General features: G+C 38.3%; 19 protein-coding genes. 7 read left to right on the top strand and 12 right to left on the bottom strand.

The annotated features are described in order from the left end of the window. Nucleotides 1-25 precede the first annotated feature (25 nt). The 7 genes from AC04QZ_RS22970 to AC04QZ_RS22940 form a co-directional block, all read right to left on the bottom strand. A complete protein-coding gene (locus tag AC04QZ_RS22970; protein ID WP_478359612.1) occupies nt 26-586 on the bottom strand; it encodes an RNA polymerase sigma factor in 561 nt (186 codons plus the stop codon). An 83-nt stretch (nt 587-669) separates the two neighbouring features. Next, nucleotides 670-1626: a transketolase family protein gene (locus tag AC04QZ_RS22965; RefSeq protein ID WP_029274068.1), complete on the bottom strand. Its 957-nt coding sequence runs from the start codon at nt 1624-1626 to the stop codon at nt 670-672. A gap of 128 nt (nt 1627-1754) precedes the next feature. Continuing rightward, complete coding sequence (locus tag AC04QZ_RS22960; RefSeq protein WP_086547459.1) at nt 1755-2600, bottom strand: transketolase; 846 nt, start codon at nt 2598-2600, stop codon at nt 1755-1757. 57 nt (nt 2601-2657) lie between these two features. Then, nucleotides 2658-3122: a thioredoxin-dependent thiol peroxidase gene (gene bcp, locus AC04QZ_RS22955; RefSeq protein ID WP_086547458.1), complete on the bottom strand. Its 465-nt coding sequence runs from the start codon at nt 3120-3122 to the stop codon at nt 2658-2660. Between the two features lie 173 nt (nt 3123-3295). Beyond that, the gene (locus tag AC04QZ_RS22950) at nt 3296-5029 is read right to left on the bottom strand and encodes a M23 family metallopeptidase (RefSeq protein WP_478359611.1); all 1734 of its coding nucleotides are present in this window, start codon (nt 5027-5029) and stop codon (nt 3296-3298) included. 3 nt (nt 5030-5032) lie between these two features. After that, a complete protein-coding gene (locus tag AC04QZ_RS22945; protein WP_478359610.1) occupies nt 5033-5644 on the bottom strand; it encodes a fumarylacetoacetate hydrolase family protein in 612 nt (203 codons plus the stop codon). Between the two features lie 75 nt (nt 5645-5719). After that, the gene (locus AC04QZ_RS22940; protein WP_478359609.1) at nt 5720-6250 is read right to left on the bottom strand and encodes a T9SS type A sorting domain-containing protein; all 531 of its coding nucleotides are present in this window, start codon (nt 6248-6250) and stop codon (nt 5720-5722) included. A gap of 180 nt (nt 6251-6430) precedes the next feature. On the opposite strand from AC04QZ_RS22940, the gene AC04QZ_RS22935 reads away from it, so the two are divergent. Further along, nucleotides 6431-8389 (top strand): KUP/HAK/KT family potassium transporter, encoded by a 1959-nt coding sequence (locus tag AC04QZ_RS22935; RefSeq protein ID WP_086547454.1) that lies wholly within the window; start codon nt 6431-6433, stop codon nt 8387-8389. A gap of 30 nt (nt 8390-8419) precedes the next feature. Further along, nucleotides 8420-8545 carry a hypothetical protein gene (locus AC04QZ_RS22930; RefSeq protein WP_478359608.1) on the top strand — a complete coding sequence of 42 codons (126 nt, stop codon included), beginning with the start codon at nt 8420-8422 and terminating at the stop codon, nt 8543-8545. A 157-nt stretch (nt 8546-8702) separates the two neighbouring features. On the opposite strand, the gene AC04QZ_RS22925 is transcribed toward AC04QZ_RS22930, so the two are convergent. Both AC04QZ_RS22925 and AC04QZ_RS22920 read right to left on the bottom strand, forming a co-directional pair. Continuing rightward, nucleotides 8703-9218, bottom strand: a complete 516-nt coding sequence (locus AC04QZ_RS22925) for a transposase (protein WP_478359607.1) — start codon at nt 9216-9218, stop codon at nt 8703-8705. 134 nt (nt 9219-9352) lie between these two features. Beyond that, on the bottom strand, nt 9353-11302 hold the full coding sequence (locus tag AC04QZ_RS22920) for an amino acid permease (protein ID WP_478359606.1): 1950 nt from the start codon (nt 11300-11302) through the stop codon (nt 9353-9355). A gap of 287 nt (nt 11303-11589) precedes the next feature. On the opposite strand from AC04QZ_RS22920, the gene AC04QZ_RS22915 reads away from it, so the two are divergent. Then, the gene (locus tag AC04QZ_RS22915) at nt 11590-12807 is read left to right on the top strand and encodes an MFS transporter (protein WP_478359605.1); all 1218 of its coding nucleotides are present in this window, start codon (nt 11590-11592) and stop codon (nt 12805-12807) included. Between the two features lie 404 nt (nt 12808-13211). On the opposite strand, the gene AC04QZ_RS22910 is transcribed toward AC04QZ_RS22915, so the two are convergent. From AC04QZ_RS22910 to yihA, 3 genes are all read right to left on the bottom strand, one after another. Continuing rightward, on the bottom strand, nt 13212-14918 hold the full coding sequence (locus AC04QZ_RS22910) for a M3 family oligoendopeptidase (protein WP_478359604.1): 1707 nt from the start codon (nt 14916-14918) through the stop codon (nt 13212-13214). Nucleotides 14919-14981: 63 nt separating this feature from the next. Continuing rightward, nucleotides 14982-15839, bottom strand: coding sequence for a UbiA-like polyprenyltransferase (locus AC04QZ_RS22905; protein ID WP_086547450.1), 858 nt, complete (start codon nt 15837-15839; stop codon nt 14982-14984). Nucleotides 15840-15910: 71 nt separating this feature from the next. Then, nucleotides 15911-16534 carry a ribosome biogenesis GTP-binding protein YihA/YsxC gene (gene yihA, locus AC04QZ_RS22900; protein WP_086547449.1) on the bottom strand — a complete coding sequence of 208 codons (624 nt, stop codon included), beginning with the start codon at nt 16532-16534 and terminating at the stop codon, nt 15911-15913. 166 nt (nt 16535-16700) lie between these two features. Between yihA and ubiE the strand changes: the two genes are divergently transcribed. The 4 genes from ubiE to AC04QZ_RS22880 all read left to right on the top strand — a co-directional run bounded on the left by ubiE (nt 16701) and on the right by AC04QZ_RS22880 (nt 19630). Then, a complete protein-coding gene (ubiE, locus tag AC04QZ_RS22895; RefSeq protein ID WP_215131244.1) occupies nt 16701-17432 on the top strand; it encodes a bifunctional demethylmenaquinone methyltransferase/2-methoxy-6-polyprenyl-1,4-benzoquinol methylase UbiE in 732 nt (243 codons plus the stop codon). Beyond that, complete coding sequence (gene porT, locus AC04QZ_RS22890; protein WP_478359603.1) at nt 17429-18226, top strand: type IX secretion/gliding motility protein PorT/SprT; 798 nt, start codon at nt 17429-17431, stop codon at nt 18224-18226. The genes ubiE and porT overlap by 4 nt, the downstream gene beginning before the upstream one ends. Before the next feature lie 90 nt (nt 18227-18316). Then, on the top strand, nt 18317-19075 hold the full coding sequence (locus tag AC04QZ_RS22885) for an SDR family oxidoreductase (RefSeq protein ID WP_478359602.1): 759 nt from the start codon (nt 18317-18319) through the stop codon (nt 19073-19075). Nucleotides 19076-19183: 108 nt separating this feature from the next. Beyond that, nucleotides 19184-19630 carry a GatB/YqeY domain-containing protein gene (locus AC04QZ_RS22880; RefSeq protein WP_086547446.1) on the top strand — a complete coding sequence of 149 codons (447 nt, stop codon included), beginning with the start codon at nt 19184-19186 and terminating at the stop codon, nt 19628-19630. Nucleotides 19631-19747: the final 117 nt, after the last annotated feature.

Raw genomic sequence — 19747 nt, 5'->3', positions numbered from 1 at the left:
TATGATACAATTAAAGTGAAAAGGTTTAATAGTCTATTTCATCATTTGTAATAAAAGCTTCAATTTTTTTCGCCGCGATGTGAAATGATGCTTTTAAAGCGCCTACTGAGGTGCCTAAAACTTCCGAAATTTCTTCATATTTCATATCATCAAAATATTTCATGTTGAAGATAATCCGTTGTTTTTCAGGTAAGCTAAGGATTGCTTTTTGCAGTTTAAGCTCTAGTTTATCGCCGTTGAAATAAGATGATGCCACCAAATTATCGGCGAGTTCTGACGATACCTCATCTAAAGGCGTATTGTTGCGCTGCTTTTGCTTATTTAAGAAAGTGATGGATTCGTTGGTCGCGATACGGTAAATCCAGGTATAAAGTTGAGAATCGCTCCTAAATTTATCGAGGTTTTTCCAAACCTTAACAAATACCTCCTGCAAAAGATCGTCACAATCATCATGGTTTAAAACCAACCTGCGGATGTGCCAGTATATTTTTTGCTGATATTTTTTCAACAACAGGTTAAAGGCTTCATTACGCGTGCGCTCGACCGCAAACATGGCAAGAATTTCTGAATCTTCAACTTGTTTCATTATTTTTTTAGATGAGATGCGAGATATGAGACGTGAGATTCGCTTAGACACAACGTCTCAAATCTCACATCTATGTCCCAAATCTATTTTTTTCTGCCAATTACCTTTTGAACAGCCTCAACAATGTTTACAGCATCTAAGCCATATTTAGACATTAATTGATCTGGTGTTCCGCTTTCGCCAAAAGTATCGTTAGTGGCTACAAACTCTTGTGGAGTTGGCAATTCGGTTGTTAATAAACGGGCTACGCTTTCGCCTAAGCCACCAAATTTATTATGCTCTTCGCAGGTAACCACGCAACCGGTTTTCTTTACTGATTTTAAGATCGCTTCGTCATCCAAAGGTTTAATGGTGTGGATATTAATAATTTCAGCATCGATACCCAATTCAGCTAATTTCTCACCAGCTTCGATTGCTTTCCAAACCATATGGCCTGTAGCAATAATGGTTACATCTGTTCCTTCATTAACCATCCATGCTTTACCGATCTCGAATTTTTGATCAGGATCTGTAAATACAGGGATTACCGGACGGCCAAAACGTAAATAAACCGGACCTTCATATTCTGCAATAGCCATGGTTGCGGCTTTGGTTTGGTTGTAATCGCAAGGATTAATCACCACCATTCCTGGCAACATTTTCATTAAGCCGATATCTTCTAAAATCTGGTGTGTTGCACCATCCTCACCTAAGGTTAAACCAGCATGAGATGCGCAGATTTTAACGTTTTTGTTAGAATAAGCTACCGATTGACGGATCTGATCGTAAACACGGCCTGTAGAAAAGTTGGCAAAAGTACCTGTAAAAGGGATTTTACCACCAATGGTCATACCTGCTGCAATACCGATCATGTTTGCTTCTGCAATACCAACCTGTGTAAAACGCTCAGGAAAATCTTTAATAAAAGCATCCATTTTAAGCGATCCAACTAAATCGGCACATAAGGCAACCACATTTTCGTTTTTCTTTCCAGCCTCATGTAAGCCAGCGCCAAAACCCGAACGTGTATCTTTTTTTTCTGTATATGTATATTTTTTCACGAGCTTATATTTTTATTTAAAGGTGTTCAAGCTTGCTTCGCAGGTTTTCATACCCCAAACCCCTAAAGGGGCTTTATTTGTAGTTAAAATTAAAAGTTATTTACGCCCCCTTCAGGGGGTAAGGGGGGCTAGTAATCCCCTAAAGTTTCTGGTAATTGTGCTAAAGCTGCAGCTAACTGTTCATCATTAGGCGCAGTACCATGCCATTTGTGTGTACCCATCATATAATCTACACCAGCACCCATCTGCGTACTCATTAAATTTAAGATTGGTTTACCTTTTCCGGTTAGTGTTTTAGCATAATGTAAGCCTTCAACAATGGCTTGCATATCGTTACCGTCGGTATTAATGACGTGCCATCCGAAAGCTTCGAATTTAGCTTGTAAATCGTCTAAGGCAAGAACTTTACTGGTAGGACCATCAATTTGTTGTCCGTTATAATCAACAGATGCAATTAAATGATCTACTTTATTGAAAGGAGCAAACATAGCTGCTTCCCAGTTTTGGCCTTCCTGTAATTCTCCATCACCCAATAAGGCAAAAATGTAAGATTTATCGCCATTTAACCTTTTAGCCAATGCAGCGCCAATGGCTACTGATAAACCCTGGCCTAATGAACCCGAAGCAATGCGGATACCTGGTAAATGTTCGTGGGTAGTTGGGTGACCTTGTAATCTGGAATCTAGTTTACGGAAAGTTGCCAGTTCGCTTTTATCGAAATAACCGGCATGAGCCAATGTACTGTACCAAACCGGAGAAATATGTCCGTTCGAAAGGAAGAATAAATCTTCGCCAGCGCCTTCCATAGTGAAATCTGTTTTGTGGTTCAATACTTCAAAATATAAAGCGGTAAAAAAATCTGCACATCCAAGCGAAGCGCCTGGGTGACCAGATTGACATCCGTGAACCATTCTTACGATATCTCTTCTGATTTGAGAGGCAATATCTTCTAGCTCTTTAATTGTATGTTTCATTAAAATAAGAGGTTGTTGTTACATAGCAAAGGTAATATTTTACCCGCTATATCATAATTAGTTATTGATTAAATCGAGTACTTGTTGTGTTGAGTTTTTTGTGTCAACCTTTTTGATGATATGCGTAATTTTTCCATCACCATCTATAATGAAAGTGGTGCGAACCGTGCCCATGTATTTTTTGCCATACATGTTTTTTTCTGCCCAAACGCCATAGTCATTTACAATTTTCTGATCGGTATCGGCCAGGAGGGTAAATGGTAGATTGTGTTTGGTTACAAATTTCTGGTGCGATTTTTCGTCATCAACACTTACGCCTAAAACAACAATGCCTTTGGCCTGTAAACCCTGATAGTTATCCCTGAAATCGCAAGCTTCGGCGGTACAACCAGGTGTATCGTCTTTCGGATAAAAGTAAAGCACAACTGTTTTGCCTTTATAATCGCTTAACGAAACTTCAGTGCCGTTTTGATCTTTTGATGTAATTGCCGGTGCCTGATCACCTTCTTTTAACTCTGCCATAATTATTGGTTAATCGGTTAACTGTTTGAATCGGTTAATCGTTATTGTTAACCGCTGTGCAATTTAAACAGTTTAAGCTATTATACTGTTGGATATATGTTAAAAGATGACATTTCTTGGTTCAAAACATGCAATTTGATTATGAAATCCGTAAAAAATTCACAATCCTTTCCCTATCTGAAAAATGTTACCGTATATTTCCGGGTATTCTCTTTCATGTCTGCTACTACCAGCTCCAGTGTGTGTTTTCCGGAAGCTGTTCTTTCGTCGAAACTGTGCCACAGTGTTGCTGTTTTAGTATCGAATTCCATCAATGCCCACTTGCCATCAATATATCCGTTAAAACTTTTTATTCCAGACAGGTTATCGCTGATCCTGAAAAATATTTTAGATAAACCTGCCATGCTTTTTCCTTCAGCAATATTTACGGGTACTATCCGTGGTGCAATGGTATCGGTGGCAATATAAAAGCTGCCAAAGTTTTTTGGTGTAGCTTTAACAAAGCCATTTTCGAAAAATCCGCCTTGCGATGAGCCATTTGAGTTTACAATCAAAGCTTTGCTTCTTAAGTTCTCCGGAAGATCATCAGCCTTAATCGAAATATCGAAACCAATGTGTAATGGCGTATATCGATTATGGATCTGGTGCAGTGCCGACCAGGCATTACCAGCTGGTTTAGGAAGTTTTTTATAAGTGAAGTTTAAATCGCTGTACAATGTTCCCTGAGGGAAAACGACCTTGATATCGTCGGTATTAAATTCATTCACCTTATTATATGGGTAAATGATGCCTGCAGGAACACTTGCTTTTGCTATCGGTGCTAAACCCGCATTTACCGTGAAAGGCAAAACAGATGAATTTCCTTTCGAATCGGTAATGATGTAACGGAGCTGATGTGTGGCACCATCGTTGAAATTAATTCTACCACTATTGACTAAACCACTATAAATTTTCAAAGGATTACCCGGCGCAACAAAACTTTTCTGGATACTTCTTTTGGTATTTACGTAGGTAGGATAATCGATATGTGAATTAATGGCTTTACTATCTTCGAACGCAAAACGTTCAAGGGCAGAAGTATATATTTTTTTGCCATCTACTTCTAACTGAATGGAATATACGCCATTGGTACCGGATAAGCCATTATGCCGATCGGTTACTACAATGCCGAAACCCACCTCGCCAGTTAAGCTAATGGGTGCTGTGGTTTTATAACTGCCATTTGCGCCGCTAATACCAATGGCTTGTTTAGGTGTATTTTCGTTAAAGGTTTTGCCATTTAAACGGTATACATACAAACCATGAATAACAGGCGGAATGTTATCAGGAATAATAATCCCGAAAAACTGTGGATTTATGGTTTCTTCCGTTTTGGTATCTCTGATTTCGAAATGTAAATGCGGACCGCCTGAGCTACCACGGTTACCAGACCAGGCGATAATCTCGCCTTTGTGTACCGGAATTAAGGTTGCATCGGGGAATTCATCAATCTCAAACGATTTCTTTTCATACTCAAGATTTTTAACAATTGTGGCAATTTTTGGGGCGAAACGCTGTAAGTGCCCGTAAACTGTGGTAAAACCATTAGGATGATTGATGTACAGCGCTTGTCCGAAGCCACTATTCTGTACCCTTAATCTCGAAATGTATCCATCCGCAACGGCATAAACAGGATAACCTTCGCGCTGATTGGTCCTGAAATCAATTCCGGAATGGAAGTGATTGCCCCTGATTTCTCCAAAAGAACCAGCAAGGGCAGGAGGGGCTATGTCTAAAGGTTGTCTGAAATCTGTAATCGGGTATTTATTTGTAGTGAAAATCTGTTGTGCCTGAACAAGGGTTGAAACAAATAAAAGGCAAATTGAAACGGAAAATTTTAACTTGTACTGGATCGGGTTTTTAATCATTCGTTACTTTACATCAAAATTTAAAAGTTGCTTTCCTTCTAACCAGGCTTCCAATTTATCTCCTTTATTTATTTTTCCGACACCCTGCGGTGTTCCCGTAAAAATTAAATCGCCTTTTTTTAAAGTAATATATTGAGAAACAAAGCTGATTATCTTCTCGAACGAGAATAACAAATCTTTAGTATGGCCAACCTGACGGCGCTCACCATTTATCTTTAACTCGAAATTTAGGTTGTAAAGATCTTCGAAATCACTTTTAGGTAAAAAAATACTAATAGGGGCAGAGTTATCAAAAGCTTTGGCCAGCTCCCAGGGTAATCCCTTCTCTTTGTGTTTGCTCTGGATATCGCGTGCGGTGAAATCGATTCCCAGGCCTACTTCATCGTAATAATTGGCAGCAAATTTTTCGGCAATATGTTTTCCTTCCTTGCAGATTTTTAACACCACTTCCAGTTCGTAGTGAACATCATCAGAAAAATCGGGCAGGTAAAAAGGTTTATTATCTTTTAAAACAGCGGTATCAGGTTTCAGGAAAATTACGGGTGTGGTTGGAACCGGGTTATTCAGTTCTTTTGCATGTTCGGCATAATTTCGGCCAATGGCGATGATCTTCATTCTTAAGAATATGAAATATGATAAAATAGAGGGGAATTAAATCCACATCAATCAAAAATAGAAAAGAAAATGGTGTTATAAAACTGAGATCCGTTTTACCTGGCTTTCTGAACCGGCAATAACCCTTAAAAAGTAAATACCCGGGTTAATTCGGTTAGGGATGACGAAGCTTTTGGTTTGCTCACCGGCATTTAAACGCTCGTTTGAAAGTGTTGCCACTTCATTTCCTAATAAATCGATGATTTTGATTGTGGTTTGCGTACCATCTTTTCCGATCGATAAAATAATATTTAACTGATCTTCTACCGGATTTGGGTATATTTTTACGATGGTTAACAATTTATCTTTCGCTACAACCGTTGCATTTTTAGGCGTTGTAGAGTAAGCATTGAACATTCCGGAGCCACCAACTGTCATATAAAGTGGTTTGTAAGGCGTAATATTCGCTTTAATTTCAGGAATCCGGCTTACTTTTTTTGTTCTGTTTTTTAAGCTAATGCGAATGCTATCAGTTTGTTGCGACCAAGAATTTACGCTGCACAGCAAAACCATGCACAATGTGCAGGCAAGTTTTGTGAGTAACGTTATCTTAGTGTAGAGTTTCATCAAATTGGTATAGCAAATGTATTAATTTAAAACAAAGAAATTAAACATTTTGTTTAAAACCCATAATTTAACACAATTTAACAATAAAATTTAATTTTCATAGTGTTAAAAATACACAATAATTTGGTTGTTAAATTGTTATAGTTAGTTTACTTTTGCCGCACTAAAATAATCAACGAAGTGTCAAATCATAAAAATGTCAACGCGTTAACCGCCGGCGGTGTTCTAATTAGTTTAGGAATTGTGTTCGGTGACATTGGTACATCACCTCTATATACCTTAAATGCAATTTTTACAACCATTTTAGGGGGAAAGCAGGATATCAATCCAACAAATGTTCTGGGCGTTTTATCATGTATCATCTGGACATTAACCTTACAAACCACCATTAAGTATGTTATTATTACCCTAAGAGCCGATAATAAAGGTGAGGGTGGTATTTTCTCTTTATTCTCGCTGGTGCGTAAAAAGGCTAAGTGGCTGGTCGTTCCGGCCGTTGTAGGTGGCTGTGCCTTACTTGCAGATGGTATTATTACCCCCAGTATTACGGTAACATCAGCCATTGAGGGACTTACCAGTAAGTTTGAGGTGCCGGTTATTCCGATTGTGTTAACCATTTTAACCATCTTATTTATTATCCAGCAGTTCGGAACCAACCTGGTTGGGAAGCTATTTGGTCCGGTAATGTTTGTTTGGTTTGCGGTTTTGGGTGTTTTAGGGGTGTCTTTTATTATTAAAGATTTCACTATCCTAAAGGCATTTAATCCTTACTATGCCATTCATTTACTGGTTACCAACAAACTGGCGTTTTTAATTCTGGGTGGCGTATTTTTATGTACAACAGGGGCAGAGGCTTTATATTCTGACTTGGGTCACTGCGGTAGAAACAACATCAGAACCAGCTGGATTTTTGTGAAATTAACCCTTATTCTAAATTATTTAGGACAAGGCGTCTGGATTTTGCAGAACAGCGGGAATTATGTTCCTGGTGCTAAAATGAATCCATTTTTTCAGATCGTTCCCGATCAGTTTCAAATTCCAATGGTGATACTGGCGACGATGGCGGCAGTAATTGCCAGTCAGGCTTTAATAAGTGGCTCCTTTACCTTAATTGCGGAGGCAGTACGTTTAAACCTTTGGCCTAAAATTAAAATCGTTTATCCATCAGTTTCTAAGGGCCAGTTATACGTTCCCTCGATTAACTGGATGTTGTGGATTGGTTGCTGTGGTATTGTACTGTTGTTTCAAAAAGCCGAGAAAATGGATGCGGCCTATGGTTTATCAATCACCATAGCCATGTTAATGACCACCATTCTGGTGAGTTTTTATTTGAGAAGTAAACGTTTCCCGAAATATTTAGTCGCTATATTCTTTTTTACCTATGTAATTATTGAAGGAACATTTTTGATAAGTAATTTAACCAAATTCTTACATGGAGGTTGGGTAACGGTATTGATCGGTTCGTTATTGTTCACGGTGATGTGGAGTTGGTTTGTAGCCCGGAAAATCAAAAACCGCTTTGTTAAATATGTCGAAATTGAAGATTATTATGAGATTTTAACTGAACTCAGCGGTGACGAATCCGTACCGAAATACTCTTCTCAACTGGTTTATTTAACGAGTGCGAACTTTAAAACGGAGATCGAATCGAAAATTATTTATTCTATTATACAAAAGGAACCAAAACGTGCTGATGTGTACTGGTTGGTGCATGTTGATGTAATGGACGAGCCGTATACCTTAGATTATAAAGTCGAATTTTTAATTCCTGGCAAGCTAATCAGGATTGATTTTAGATTAGGTTTCAGGATTGAGCAACGGGTGAATTTATTGTACCGTAAAGTGGTTGAAGAGTTAGTGAAAAACGGAGAGATCGATATTACCAGTCAGTATACTTCGTTAAACAAGCATAAAATTGCAGGCGATTTCAGGTTTGTTCTTTTAGAAAAACATTTATCTAAGTTTACTAAACTCAGTTTCTACGAGAGACAGATTATGGATTACTACTTTATCCTTAAAAAATTAAGTTTATCAGAAGAGCGGAGTTTTGGTTTGGATAGCAGTTATGTTGATGTAGAGAAAGTTCCATTGATTTTCGTTACGCCAGATGATATTGAATTGAATAGATTACCGGTTTAATTAATGAGGACCGCGATTCTAATATTGGCAATGAGTTTGTTTATAGCCGGGCCTGTAGCTAAGTTATACCATCTTGATCATGCCAATAATTATATGATTGCCTCTGGATTAGGCCTTGTGATGATTACAGCACTGGCTTTTATAAAGAAGAAATAAATAATTCCTCTTTCTGTTACGGAAAGGGGAATTTTGTTTTATAAATGGAATACTAACTATCAGATCAACTTGATGCATCAGGCTTCAATCGTCATTCTGGACTTGTTTCAGGGGTTTACCCGAAAGCTATCGGTCGGTGTCTCACCGACCGAAACATCTAATCTCTGAAATGTGTAAGAATCCCGAATTCATCAATCCCTGTTTCGTAAAAATTTGCGCTACTCCATTTATAATCGTCCGGATATGTACACAAATTCCATTTTTCTTTAATCGGATTATCATGTATGTAATCTAGTTTCTGTATCAAAATGTTTTCCTTACTCAAAGGGATAGCCAATGGATCTCTTTTCCAGAATTGAAAAACTCTATCATTCTTTTCAGAACTGTATTGTTTCAATATTGTAGGATTATTAACTAACAGGTGCTTTCTGAACTCGTGTGCTGTAAATTTTGTAAAGCTGGCTGCAGGAGCTTCCTTTCCGTTTAATTTCAACATATTCCAGATTAAATGGATGTGGTTGGGCATAATCACATAACCATATACTTCAATAAGTTTTTGATTAACTAAAAATTTCAGCGAATTTATGATGATCAATTTTAAGTTATCATCATTTAATAAATGTGCAAAGTTGCAGATGGTATCTGTGTAGAAATATGGATAGTTATAATCCATTTGTCCCTGTCTTTTATGGAAGATATGCATTGTTTAGTATCTAAGTTGCAGGGATAATTTAAACACAAGATACAAAAAATGATAGTAGTTGCTATGAAATTTGTTTCGGTCGGTGAGACACCGACCGATAGATATTAACTTTCAATTTTTGCCAGTTTACTATGTCTGTAACCATAGGCAAAATAAACCACAAGTCCAACCACTAACCAGATACCGAAACCGATCCAGTTTGAAATGCCCAGTTCGCACATCATGTACAAACAGCTGATTAATCCTAGAACAGGGATTAACGACAGGTTTTTGGTGATGCAGTAGTAGGTAATGATTACGCAGATGATCAGGAAAATCCACATTGGGATTTTGTGTTTAAATAAACCCCAGCCACTTTCGTATTTCTTTTCTACTGGTACTTTTGATGCTGAAATAAATTGTTCGTAACGATCAGCCGGTAATGCACTTAAATAAGATTCTGCATCTACTTTTTCTGCTAAAATAATTTGAGGAGCCGCATTTTTAACAATTTCCTCCTTAACTATTTTCAGTTCATCGCCACTTAAAGAAGTAACAAAAGTTACCGTTTGGATTGTTTTAGGCGAATTGAAAAAGAATGCTTTGGTTTCTTTTCCATACTTTGTGAATGCAAAAATGATGGTCGCAATTAAAATAACAGGAATAATAAACTTACTGTTTACATAAGGTATTTTGAATTTTCCACGTTGAACATCAGGTCTGTTCTGCAATACCAAAACCCCTGCACAAACCAGTACGAAAGCGAATAATGTTCCGATAGAACACAGATCCGTAACGATGGTCAGGTTCATAAATAATGATGGTACAGCCACTACAAAGCCAACCACAATCGTCGCAAATGAGGGTGTTTTATATTTTGGATGGATTTTCGAAAAAGATTTTGGCAATAAGCCATCTCTGCTCATGCTCATCCAGATACGGGGCTGACCCATTTGGAAAACCAAAAGTACACTGGCCATGGCAAATACTGCACTTACTGCAATAATACCACTCATTAATTTCAAGTTAATCTGATCAAAAACGAATGCTAGCGGATCGCCAACGGCTAAAGTATCCGATTTAACAATACCGGTTAAAACCAGTGCAATAGCCACATAAAGGATGGTACAAATAATAATTGCCCACATCATTCCGCGGGGTAAATCGCGCTGTGGATTTTTACATTCTTCGGCCGTTGTAGAAATGGCATCGAAACCGATATAAGCAAAAAACACTGCTGAAACACCTTTTAAAACCCCGGAAACACCGTTCGGAGCAAATGGATCCCAGTTTTTGGTGTCTACATAAAATATACCTACCGCTAATACCAAAAGAATTACCGCAAGTTTAACCACTACCATGGCGTTGCTGGCGTTGCGGCTTTCTTTCATGCCGCGATAAATTAACCAGGTAATTAAAATAATAATGCCTAAGGCAGGAATATCTGCAACGAGGTGAAAACTGCCAATTTTTGGGGCAGTAAGCCATGCATTATTGGCTAAGGCTGTCGCCGAATCTAAGTCTGCCAGGTTTTTGCCGGCAGCCAAAAGCGCTTCCGCGTGTTTGTGGCCGTTATAGGCGCTGAGGTAATCCATTGTCATCCAGTCGGGTACATGGATGCCCTCTATCCCGAGGGGAGGTATTTTGATGGTGGAGAGTAGTCCGGTAAAGTAATCAGACCAGGATATGGCTACCGTAATATTACCGATTGAATATTCCATGATGAGCGACCATCCGATAATCCAGGCTACCAATTCGCCGAAAGCTACATAAGAATAGGTGTAAGCGCTACCAGAAACAGGTACCATCGAAGCAAACTCGGCGTAAGCAAAGGCCGCAAAACTACAGGCTACTGCTGTAAAAATAAACAAAAAGATTACTGCCGGGCCACCATCAGCACTTGCTTTACCAATCGTACTAAAAATTCCTGCTCCAATAATCGCTGCAATTCCAAAAGCTGTTAAATCACGTACGCCTAGTGTTTTATGTAATGTATTTTCATGGTCGCCATAGCCTTTTGCCGCATCTTGTAATATCTTGGAAATGGATTTCTTTCTGAATAGCTTTTCGAACATCTTTTGTTTGCTTGTTTCTTCAAACTTATAAAAAGTTTGGTTAAAAACGTTTAAAGCAGGATATAATTTTCAATACACAGCTTTTTGGCGCAAATACCGTCGAATAAAGCGTCATTTATTAGATTAAAGTAAAAATTTGTAATTATTTGGCTTGAATAATCCTTTGTTTGATTCGCATAATTTTACGCTAAGCGAAAGCCCTAATTTTGCTGTCATTAATCAAACAGATAAATAAGGACACTTAAATGGATGTTTGATTTGAATATTTATACCATTACAGTACCAATATGATTGCAGATACCGCACAAATAAAATACATTAAAGAGCGTCACCAGGGTTTGGCTACTTTACTGGCCTTTGCCTTAATTCCATTATCGGGTTTTGCTACCGATATTTACATCCCTTCGTTACCAACAATGGCTGGCGAAATGCAGGTAAGCAGTGTTCAGGTTCAGCTCACCTTAAGTATCTTTTTAATTAGCTATGGCGTTTCGCAACTTTTTATCGGGAGCGTGCTCGATAGCTTTGGCAGGTACAAGATCTGCCTGTACGCCTTATTAATTTTCGCAGCAGCAAGTATCGTTATTGCCACAACCCATAACATTTACCTAATTTATTTAATGCGCATCATCCATGGGCTTACTGTAGGTGCAATTGTGGTGGCAAAAAGAGCATATTTTGTCGATCTTTTCGAGGGCGATCAGTTAAAACATTACCTGAGTTTGTTTTCCATCATCTGGTCTACCGGACCAATTGTTGCACCTTTTATAGGTGGTTACCTTCAAACGGTATTTGGCTGGGAATCTAATTTCTATTTTCTGGCTGGTTTTGCGCTTGTTTTTGCCCTGTTAGAACTGTTGTTTAGTGGCGAAACCTTAAAACACTTTACCGATTTTCAACTGAAAAAAATTACAAAGATTTATGTTGAAATGATTAAAACCACCAGTTTTACATTGGGTATCGTTATGCTGGGTTTAGCCTACTGTATGGTGATGGTTTACAACATGACCGGTCCGTTTATTATTGAGCATCATTTAAATTTCTCACCGGTTATTGCCGGTTATAGTTCGCTGTTTTTAGGTTTTGCCTGGATGGTTGGCGGCTTTATCGGTAAGGCCACCATTAACAAGCCCTTTTTTAAAAGATTAATGATTAACTCGTTGTTTCAGGTTGCTTTTGTTGTGCTGATGATCATAAGCTTAAATTTTGTTTCAAACCTCTGGTCGTTAATTTTCTTTGCCTTTTTAATCCACGTAGGAGCAGGCTTTACCTTTAACAACTACTTTACATTTTGTTTGAGCAAATTCCCGAAAAACGCTGGCATTGCAGGTGGATTAACAGGTGGAATTACCTACGTAATTGTTTCTTTTCTGAGTTATGGCATTGTAAATCTGATTCCGGCTAAAGATGAGCGAAACCTCAGCTACAGTTACCTGATCATGATCCTGTTATCGGTACTGGTGATGTTTATTATTCTTAGGATAAAGAAAAAAGATGAAGCGTAGGTAGTGGAAATTGGAGATGTATGTTTTTTGAAGAGCAGTATCTGCATTTCATAGGTGGGGTTCTGTCCTACTGTACGTTACAATCCTTTTGGGGATTTTTGGTAAAAACAAGGTATCCAGTGCCCAAAAGGGATTTTCACTTCCATCAGGTCTATTCAGTTGGGGTACTGCAGATAAAACATAGGTTTTGATTACCGAAAAGGTAAGGTAAGTGGTGACTGTTGTTTTACTTAGTTTCCGTGTCCTCAGTGTTTCCGTGGCAAAAAAAGTACTAAGGCCAGTTGAGTGGCCAGTTGATAAATTATAACAAATAAAAAAGTCGTGGCAAAATACCACGACCTCTGATATATTTTACTAGGATGGGAAAACCTTCAACCCTCCACCTTCAATCCTTCTACCTTTCCTCATCCCAGTTTTTCCAGTTCTGTCTTCACAAAATTGGCCAACTCTTTCACATACTCTGCACTGAAATCAAATTTGATTCCGGCAGTTTCATATATTTCGTTCATCGGTTTGGTATAGCCTAAAGCAAGTGCTGCTAAATATTGTTCTAAAGCTTTTTCTGGATTTTCTTTATAGTTTTTCCAAACTGCAATGGCACCTAACTGGGCAATTGCATATTCGATATAATAAAAAGGAACCTCAAATAGATGAAGTTGTTTTTGCCAGCCATTTCCAAATTGTTGTTCTAAATCTGTCCAATCGGCAAAACCAGCGCCAAAACGGTTAAAAATCTGCTTAAAAGTTTCCTCGCGATCAGCTGCAGTATGGTTAGGATTGGTGTAAATCCAGTGTTGAAACTGATCAATTACGGCAACCCATGGCAATGTTTTTAACACATCTGCCAACTGTTCTTTTTTAGCACGGTTTAAATCTTCTTCATTGTCGAAATAAACATCCCACTTATCCATTGATATTAATTCCATACTCATCGATGCGAGCTCGGCTACTTCAGATGGACAGTGTTTAAAGTCGTTTAACTCTAAATTTGCGGTTAAAAAAGTATGAATCGCATGACCTCCTTCGTGAACCATTGTGGTTAAATCGCGCAACGAATTTGCCGAGTTCATGAAGATAAATGGAGCCCCGGTTTCGGCCAAAGGATAGTTGTAACCACCCGGTGCCTTACCTTTTCTGCTTTCTACATCAAAAAGTTTATTGGCTTTCATGGTGGCCAGTTTTGAACCTAATTTTTCATCAATGGCATTAAAACACGCAATACTTTTATCAATTAGTTCTTCACCATTGTTAAAAGGTTTTAAAGCTGGTTTGCCACTAATGCTCACCTCTAAATCCCAGGGTTTTAATACGTCCAGCCCTAAAGCTTCACGGCGTTTTTCGGCCTGTTCTTTTAAAATCGGAACAATCTCTTTCTCGATGGCATTGGCAAAATCGTAACAGTCTTGTGGGGTATAATCAAAACGGCCCAATGCCTGGAACATGTAATCACGGTAGTTCTCAAAACCTGCATTTAAGGCAACCTGATTCCGCAGTTTAATTAACTCATCAAACAGGATATTTAAGTCATCTTTATCAATTAAACGGCGTTGCTGGATGGTTTTCCAGGCATTTTCGCGTACCTCACGGTTTAAATCCTTGATAAAGATTGAGGCTTGCTCCAAAGTATATTCCTGGCCGTTTAGCTCAACACTCATGGCACCTGTGGTGCTTTGGTATTTTTGTTGTTTCACCTGTAATTCGGTAAACAGCTCAATATTTTCATCGCGGTAAAGCTCCAATGCTTTTTTAATCGCACGACTGTAAACGAAATATTTTTCTTTGTCCAAATCATCCATAAAAGGACTTTCGACAAATTTTTTGTTCAGTTCGTTCGCTAATGGAGAAATTTTTGGCTCTATTTCAGTCGCGAAATATTGAAAGTTTTTAACCAGTTCTTCATTTGCGGTATCACAGCTCATTTTAATATATCTCCAGGCAAAATCTTCTTCTAAGGCCGCTTCAAGCTCCGAACGGTCTTTTAACCAGTGTTCTAAATCAGCCGCGCTGTTTATTTCGCGGTTTTGAAGTTCGGTAAAAAGTGGTTCTAAATTTTCCCAGGTAATGCTTAGTTCCTGTGGGATATATGTTCTGGGTTTCTTAGTTATAATCATGTTTTTATAATTATTGAATGATAGAATGAGAGAATGTTGCCCATTCACGCATTCGCTCATTTTTTATTTATGTCTTAAATACGCATCTATTAAAAAGCATATTGCAAATACAACCGACGCATAACCATTTAAGGTTTGAAATGCCCTGTTTACTTTGCTGATATCATTTGGTTTTACCAGTAAGTGCTGATAAATCAACATCGAACAGAAAAACACAATACCTACGTAATAAACCCAGCTGAAGGATGTAAAAAACACAGGCAAAATAACACAGGTGGCAGAGAGTATATGCAACAGCACCGAAACATTCAAAGCATTTTTAATGCCAAGTGCCGATGGGATCGAATGTAATTTTTCTTCACGGTCAAATGCTTCGTCCTGCAGGGCGTAAATAATATCGAAGCCACTTACCCAGAACAGTACGGTTAAAGAGTATAATACAGGAACCAATGCAAAATGTCCGGTTACGGCAATATATGCGCCAATAGGAGCGAGCGCTAAACCCAGGCCTAATACCAAATGACAAAGTGCCGTGAAACGCTTGGTATAACTATAAAATAATACCACAAATAAAGCCACCGGCGATAAATAGAAACAAAGGGGGTTAATGAAATAGGTGGTAATGGCGAAAAGCACACAATTGGCAATAACGAAAATCAAGGCCTCATTTGCCGAAACTTTACCCGCAGGGATATCGCGCATTTTGGTGCGTGGATTTTTGGCATCAATATTTCTATCGAGATAACGGTTAAAAGCCATAGCTGAGTTTCTGGCAAAAACCATACAAAGCAGAACCAAAATCAGTTTATACCAGGAAAATGGATTTTCTGTTGTGGTTACACCCAAAAAGAACCCAATCATGGCAAATGGTAACGCAAAAACAGAGTGGGCGAATAATACGAGTGAAAAGTATTTTTTCATTTATTTAAAAGATGATTACACATATTTTTTATTGTTAAACTGAAAATTGTGTACTGCGAACTGAAAACTGGTTAAAACTTCTTATAATCTGTCGGAACAACAAAATCTTTATTTACCTCATAGATGAAATTTAAAACATCATCTTTTCCGTTTCCTTTTTCTGCAGAAGTGATAAAGGTGGCCGGGATCTCCTCGAAAAATTCACCTAATTTTTTCTTAAAGGCGGCTACATTTTTCTGGGTGGTGGTCATACCTTGTTTATCAGCTTTGGTAAAAATTAACGAAAACGGGATCTGTTTTTCGCCTAACCAATAACAAAATTCAATATCAATTCCCTGTGGCTCCAAACGGCTGTCTATCAAAACAAAAACACATTGTAAACTTTCTCTTTTGGTGATATAAGCGCGGATAAATTTCTCCCATTTCTCTCTGCTCGTTTTAGAAACCTTGGCATAACCATAACCCGGTAAATCGACAATATACCATTTCTCGTTTATCAGAAAGTGGTTAATTAATTGTGTTTTCCCCGGACGCTGAGAGGTTTTAGCCAATCCATGTTGATTAACCAACATATTGATTAATGAAGATTTACCCACGTTAGAGCGGCCAATAAATGCATATTCGGGCATAGTTGGTACCGGTAGTGCCGAAATCTGGGTGTTGCTGCAAACAAATGTTGCCGTTTTGATAATCATAGTGCAAAGGTAGGGTTTTGAGTCCGAAGTCCGAAGTCGGAAGGCTGAAGTACAATTTGATAATTTTTTTAAATCTGATTTTTGACACTATGGTGAATACTTTGCATCAAAGACTTCGGACTCCGGCCTAAAGACTCCCGACTTTTCTCTATCTTTGCTCCATATCATGAATCAGAATATCACCCCATACCAAGTAGAAGATGCAACTAAAAAAGAGCAGGTTGCAACCATGTTTAACAACATTTCCGGCACTTACGATTTTTTAAACCATTTTCTTTCTTTAGGCATTGATGTATTATGGCGCAAGAAAGCGATTAAAGAACTGGTTTCCATCCACCCGCGAACCTTGCTTGATGTAGCAACAGGAACCGGCGATTTTGCTTTCGAAGCCATTAAAAAACTTCATCCCGAAAAGGTAATTGGTGTTGACATTTCTGAAGGCATGTTAGAAGTAGCCAAAAAGAAAATTAACGAACGTAGTTTAAACGAAGTTTTTACCGTTCAGGTAGGCGATTCTGAAGGCCTGCACTTCGAAAATGATACTTTTGATGCCATTACCTGCGCTTACGGTGTGCGCAACTTCGAAAACCTCGAAAAAGGATTAACGGATATGTACCGCGTATTAAAGCCCAATGGAAAAATGGTGATCCTGGAATTTTCGAAACCGAAGGTTTTCCCGGTAAAACAATTGTATAGTTTTTATTTTAAACAGGTAACACCTTTCTTCGGGAAACTATTTTCTAAAGACCACAGGGCCTATACCTATTTGCCAGAGTCGGTAGCTGCTTTTCCAGATGGAGAAGATTTTACCAACCTGATGGAAAAAGTTGGCTTTAAAAGTACCAAACAAAGAATTTTAACGTTTGGAATAAGTTCGATATATGTAGGAACCAAATGATCAGAAAATTAAGCCTCATTCTTTCACTTTTTATAGTTTCTACAACCGCCTTTGCTCAAAATTGGGGTGGTGGAATAGACGATGAAGATTGGAGTTTTGGTTTTAATTTCCAGTACATCTCGGCCGAATACAAAATCCTTAAAAAGCAAAACTGGCGATCGCCTTTTTATGAGGTGCCAAATTCGCTTGATCCTTCTTATGATCCAAATTCGGGTATTCCGGTTACGTCAACATTAAATGCCATTTCTAGTGCACCGTCTCAAGGTTTTGGGCTAGGTTTTGTGATGAACAGAATGATCTCCGATAACTTTGATATCAGGGCAACGCCCTCTCTTATTTTTAGCGACAGGGTAGTCACTTACGAATACGAACCCATGGCGCCGATTAACGTAGGGAACGGCCAGACGAAAAACTTTCAATCCGTGGTAGAAAGAAAAGTGCAGGCCACAATGTTCGAATTTCCCTTAGGTTTAAAAGTAAAATCGAACCGGATGAACAATTTTAGGGCCTATTGGTTAGGCGGTGCTAAATATTCGATAGATATAGCTTCGAAAAAGAAAACCTTCGATGAAGGAGAAACACCCGTAAATAAGTTTTTAAAAAATAAAAGAAATTACCTGTCGTATGAAACAGGTATTGGTTTCGATATTTATTTCGAGTATTTCAAAATGTCGCCCGAAATAAAACTGTCGTATTCAACCAGCGATTTGCTTCAGCACGATAATACGGTTTACGCTAATCCGATAGATAAGTTGAAATTACGTCAATTAACATTCAGTTTGATTTTTCAATAGTCCTGCAATCCAAAAAAACTTACCTTTGTTGGAGTAGGTAAATCAAAGATGTTATCTTAAAGGATATACCGAGACTTAAAATTCATAAAAATGTCTAAAATCGCATTAATTACAGGCGCAACTTCTGGTATTGGCGAAGCTTGTGCACATACATTTGCCCAGCAAGGTTACAATCTCATATTATTGGCCCGCAGAGAAGATCGGTTGGCTAAAATTGCCCATCACTTAGAAGATAAATACGCCATTACCATTAAACAGGTTTTTGCCGATGTTCGCGATAAAGAAAGTCTTGCCGCTACTCTGGAAGTTTTACCTGCGGAGTGGAAAAAGGTTGATGTTTTGATTAACAATGCAGGCCTGAGCCAGGGTTTAGATCCGATTGATAAAGGCGATACAAACGATTGGGACACCATGATTGATACCAATGTAAAAGGTTTGCTTTATGTAACCAAAATTGTTTCCAACTGGATGATACCAAACCAATCAGGCCATATTATTAACATTGGTTCTATTGCCGGAAAAGAAGTTTATCCAAATGGAAACGTATATTGTGCGAGTAAACATGCTGTTGATGCTTTGAGCAAAGGTATGCGTATCGATTTGCTGCCCCACGGCATAAAAGTAACCGAAATTAATCCGGGTATGGTAGAAACCGAATTTTCGGTGGTGCGCTTTAAAGGAGATGAAGACCGGGCGAAAAAGGTATACGAAAACCTGGAACCCCTAATTGCCGATGATATTGCCGATGCCATTTGGTATGTAGTAAGCAGGCCTAAACATGTTAACATTAACGATATGTTGATTATGCCAACCGCACAGGCTACCGCAACGATTATAAATAGAGTATAAAGTTTTCGGTTGGCAATTTGCAGTTAACCATTCAGCAATCCTGCAATTACCGATTAAAACAGTTAACCGATTAACCTGATAACAATTAACCGATTAAGCAATAAAAAAATGATTTCAAACACAATAGATCAGGAAATAAAAAAAGCCATGTTGGCTAAAAACAATGCACAGTTAAGAGGTTTAAGAGCTATAAAAGCTGCTTTACTTTTAGCTAAAACAGAAAAAGGATCTTCAGAAGAAATTACAGAAGAGACTGAACTTAAAATCCTTCAGAAACTGATTAAACAACGCCGCGAATCTGCTGATATTTACAAGCAACAAAATCGCGAAGATTTGTATCAGGTGGAAGAAGAAGAAATTGAAGTGATTAACCAATTTTTGCCAAAACAGTTAGATAGGGCAGAAGTTGCTGCAATTATCGAAGCTGTAATCAAACAATCTGGTGCTACATCGGTTAAGGATATGGGGAAGGTAATGGGCATGGCAAATAAGGAACTTGCAGGTAAAGCTGATGGTAAATTAATTGCGGAGATTGTTAAAGAAAAACTGGCTTAATTGAGGTAGAGGGCATAAAGGCGTAAGGCAGAAGCTTAATAATCGCAGGCCGCTTATCGCTCTACGCAATGCAAATGACGTTTTTATACCGTTTTCGATTTTATTTCAGAAAAATGG

It is taken from the genome of Pedobacter folensis (genome assembly GCF_056490665.1).
The sequence above is the reverse complement of the archived record's forward strand: the minus strand, read 5'-3'. Positions and strand labels throughout refer to the sequence as shown.

Excerpts from the sequence above, each read along its gene's own strand:
- AC04QZ_RS22970 (WP_478359612.1), bottom strand. The coding sequence starts at position 586 with ATGAAACAAGTTGAAGATTCAGAAATTCTTGCCATGTTTGCGGTCGAG.
- AC04QZ_RS22905 (WP_086547450.1), bottom strand. The coding sequence starts at position 15,839 with ATGAAAAAATACTTTTCACTCGTATTATTCGCCCACTCTGTTTTTGCG.
- AC04QZ_RS22880 (WP_086547446.1), top strand. The coding sequence starts at position 19,184 with ATGATTTCAAACACAATAGATCAGGAAATAAAAAAAGCCATGTTGGCT.
- AC04QZ_RS22925 (WP_478359607.1), bottom strand. The coding sequence starts at position 9,218 with ATGGATTATAACTATCCATATTTCTACACAGATACCATCTGCAACTTT.
- AC04QZ_RS22930 (WP_478359608.1), top strand. The coding sequence starts at position 8,420 with ATGAGTTTGTTTATAGCCGGGCCTGTAGCTAAGTTATACCATCTTGAT.
- porT (WP_478359603.1), top strand. The coding sequence starts at position 17,429 with ATGATCAGAAAATTAAGCCTCATTCTTTCACTTTTTATAGTTTCTACA.
- yihA (WP_086547449.1), bottom strand. The coding sequence starts at position 16,534 with ATGATTATCAAAACGGCAACATTTGTTTGCAGCAACACCCAGATTTCG.
- AC04QZ_RS22915 (WP_478359605.1), top strand. The coding sequence starts at position 11,590 with ATGATTGCAGATACCGCACAAATAAAATACATTAAAGAGCGTCACCAG.
- AC04QZ_RS22920 (WP_478359606.1), bottom strand. The coding sequence starts at position 11,302 with ATGTTCGAAAAGCTATTCAGAAAGAAATCCATTTCCAAGATATTACAA.
- AC04QZ_RS22945 (WP_478359610.1), bottom strand. The coding sequence starts at position 5,644 with ATGAAGATCATCGCCATTGGCCGAAATTATGCCGAACATGCAAAAGAA.
- ubiE (WP_215131244.1), top strand. The coding sequence starts at position 16,701 with ATGAATCAGAATATCACCCCATACCAAGTAGAAGATGCAACTAAAAAA.
- bcp (WP_086547458.1), bottom strand. The coding sequence starts at position 3,122 with ATGGCAGAGTTAAAAGAAGGTGATCAGGCACCGGCAATTACATCAAAA.
- AC04QZ_RS22910 (WP_478359604.1), bottom strand. The coding sequence starts at position 14,918 with ATGATTATAACTAAGAAACCCAGAACATATATCCCACAGGAACTAAGC.
- AC04QZ_RS22960 (WP_086547459.1), bottom strand. The coding sequence starts at position 2,600 with ATGAAACATACAATTAAAGAGCTAGAAGATATTGCCTCTCAAATCAGA.
- AC04QZ_RS22885 (WP_478359602.1), top strand. The coding sequence starts at position 18,317 with ATGTCTAAAATCGCATTAATTACAGGCGCAACTTCTGGTATTGGCGAA.
- AC04QZ_RS22940 (WP_478359609.1), bottom strand. The coding sequence starts at position 6,250 with ATGAAACTCTACACTAAGATAACGTTACTCACAAAACTTGCCTGCACA.
- AC04QZ_RS22950 (WP_478359611.1), bottom strand. The coding sequence starts at position 5,029 with ATGATTAAAAACCCGATCCAGTACAAGTTAAAATTTTCCGTTTCAATT.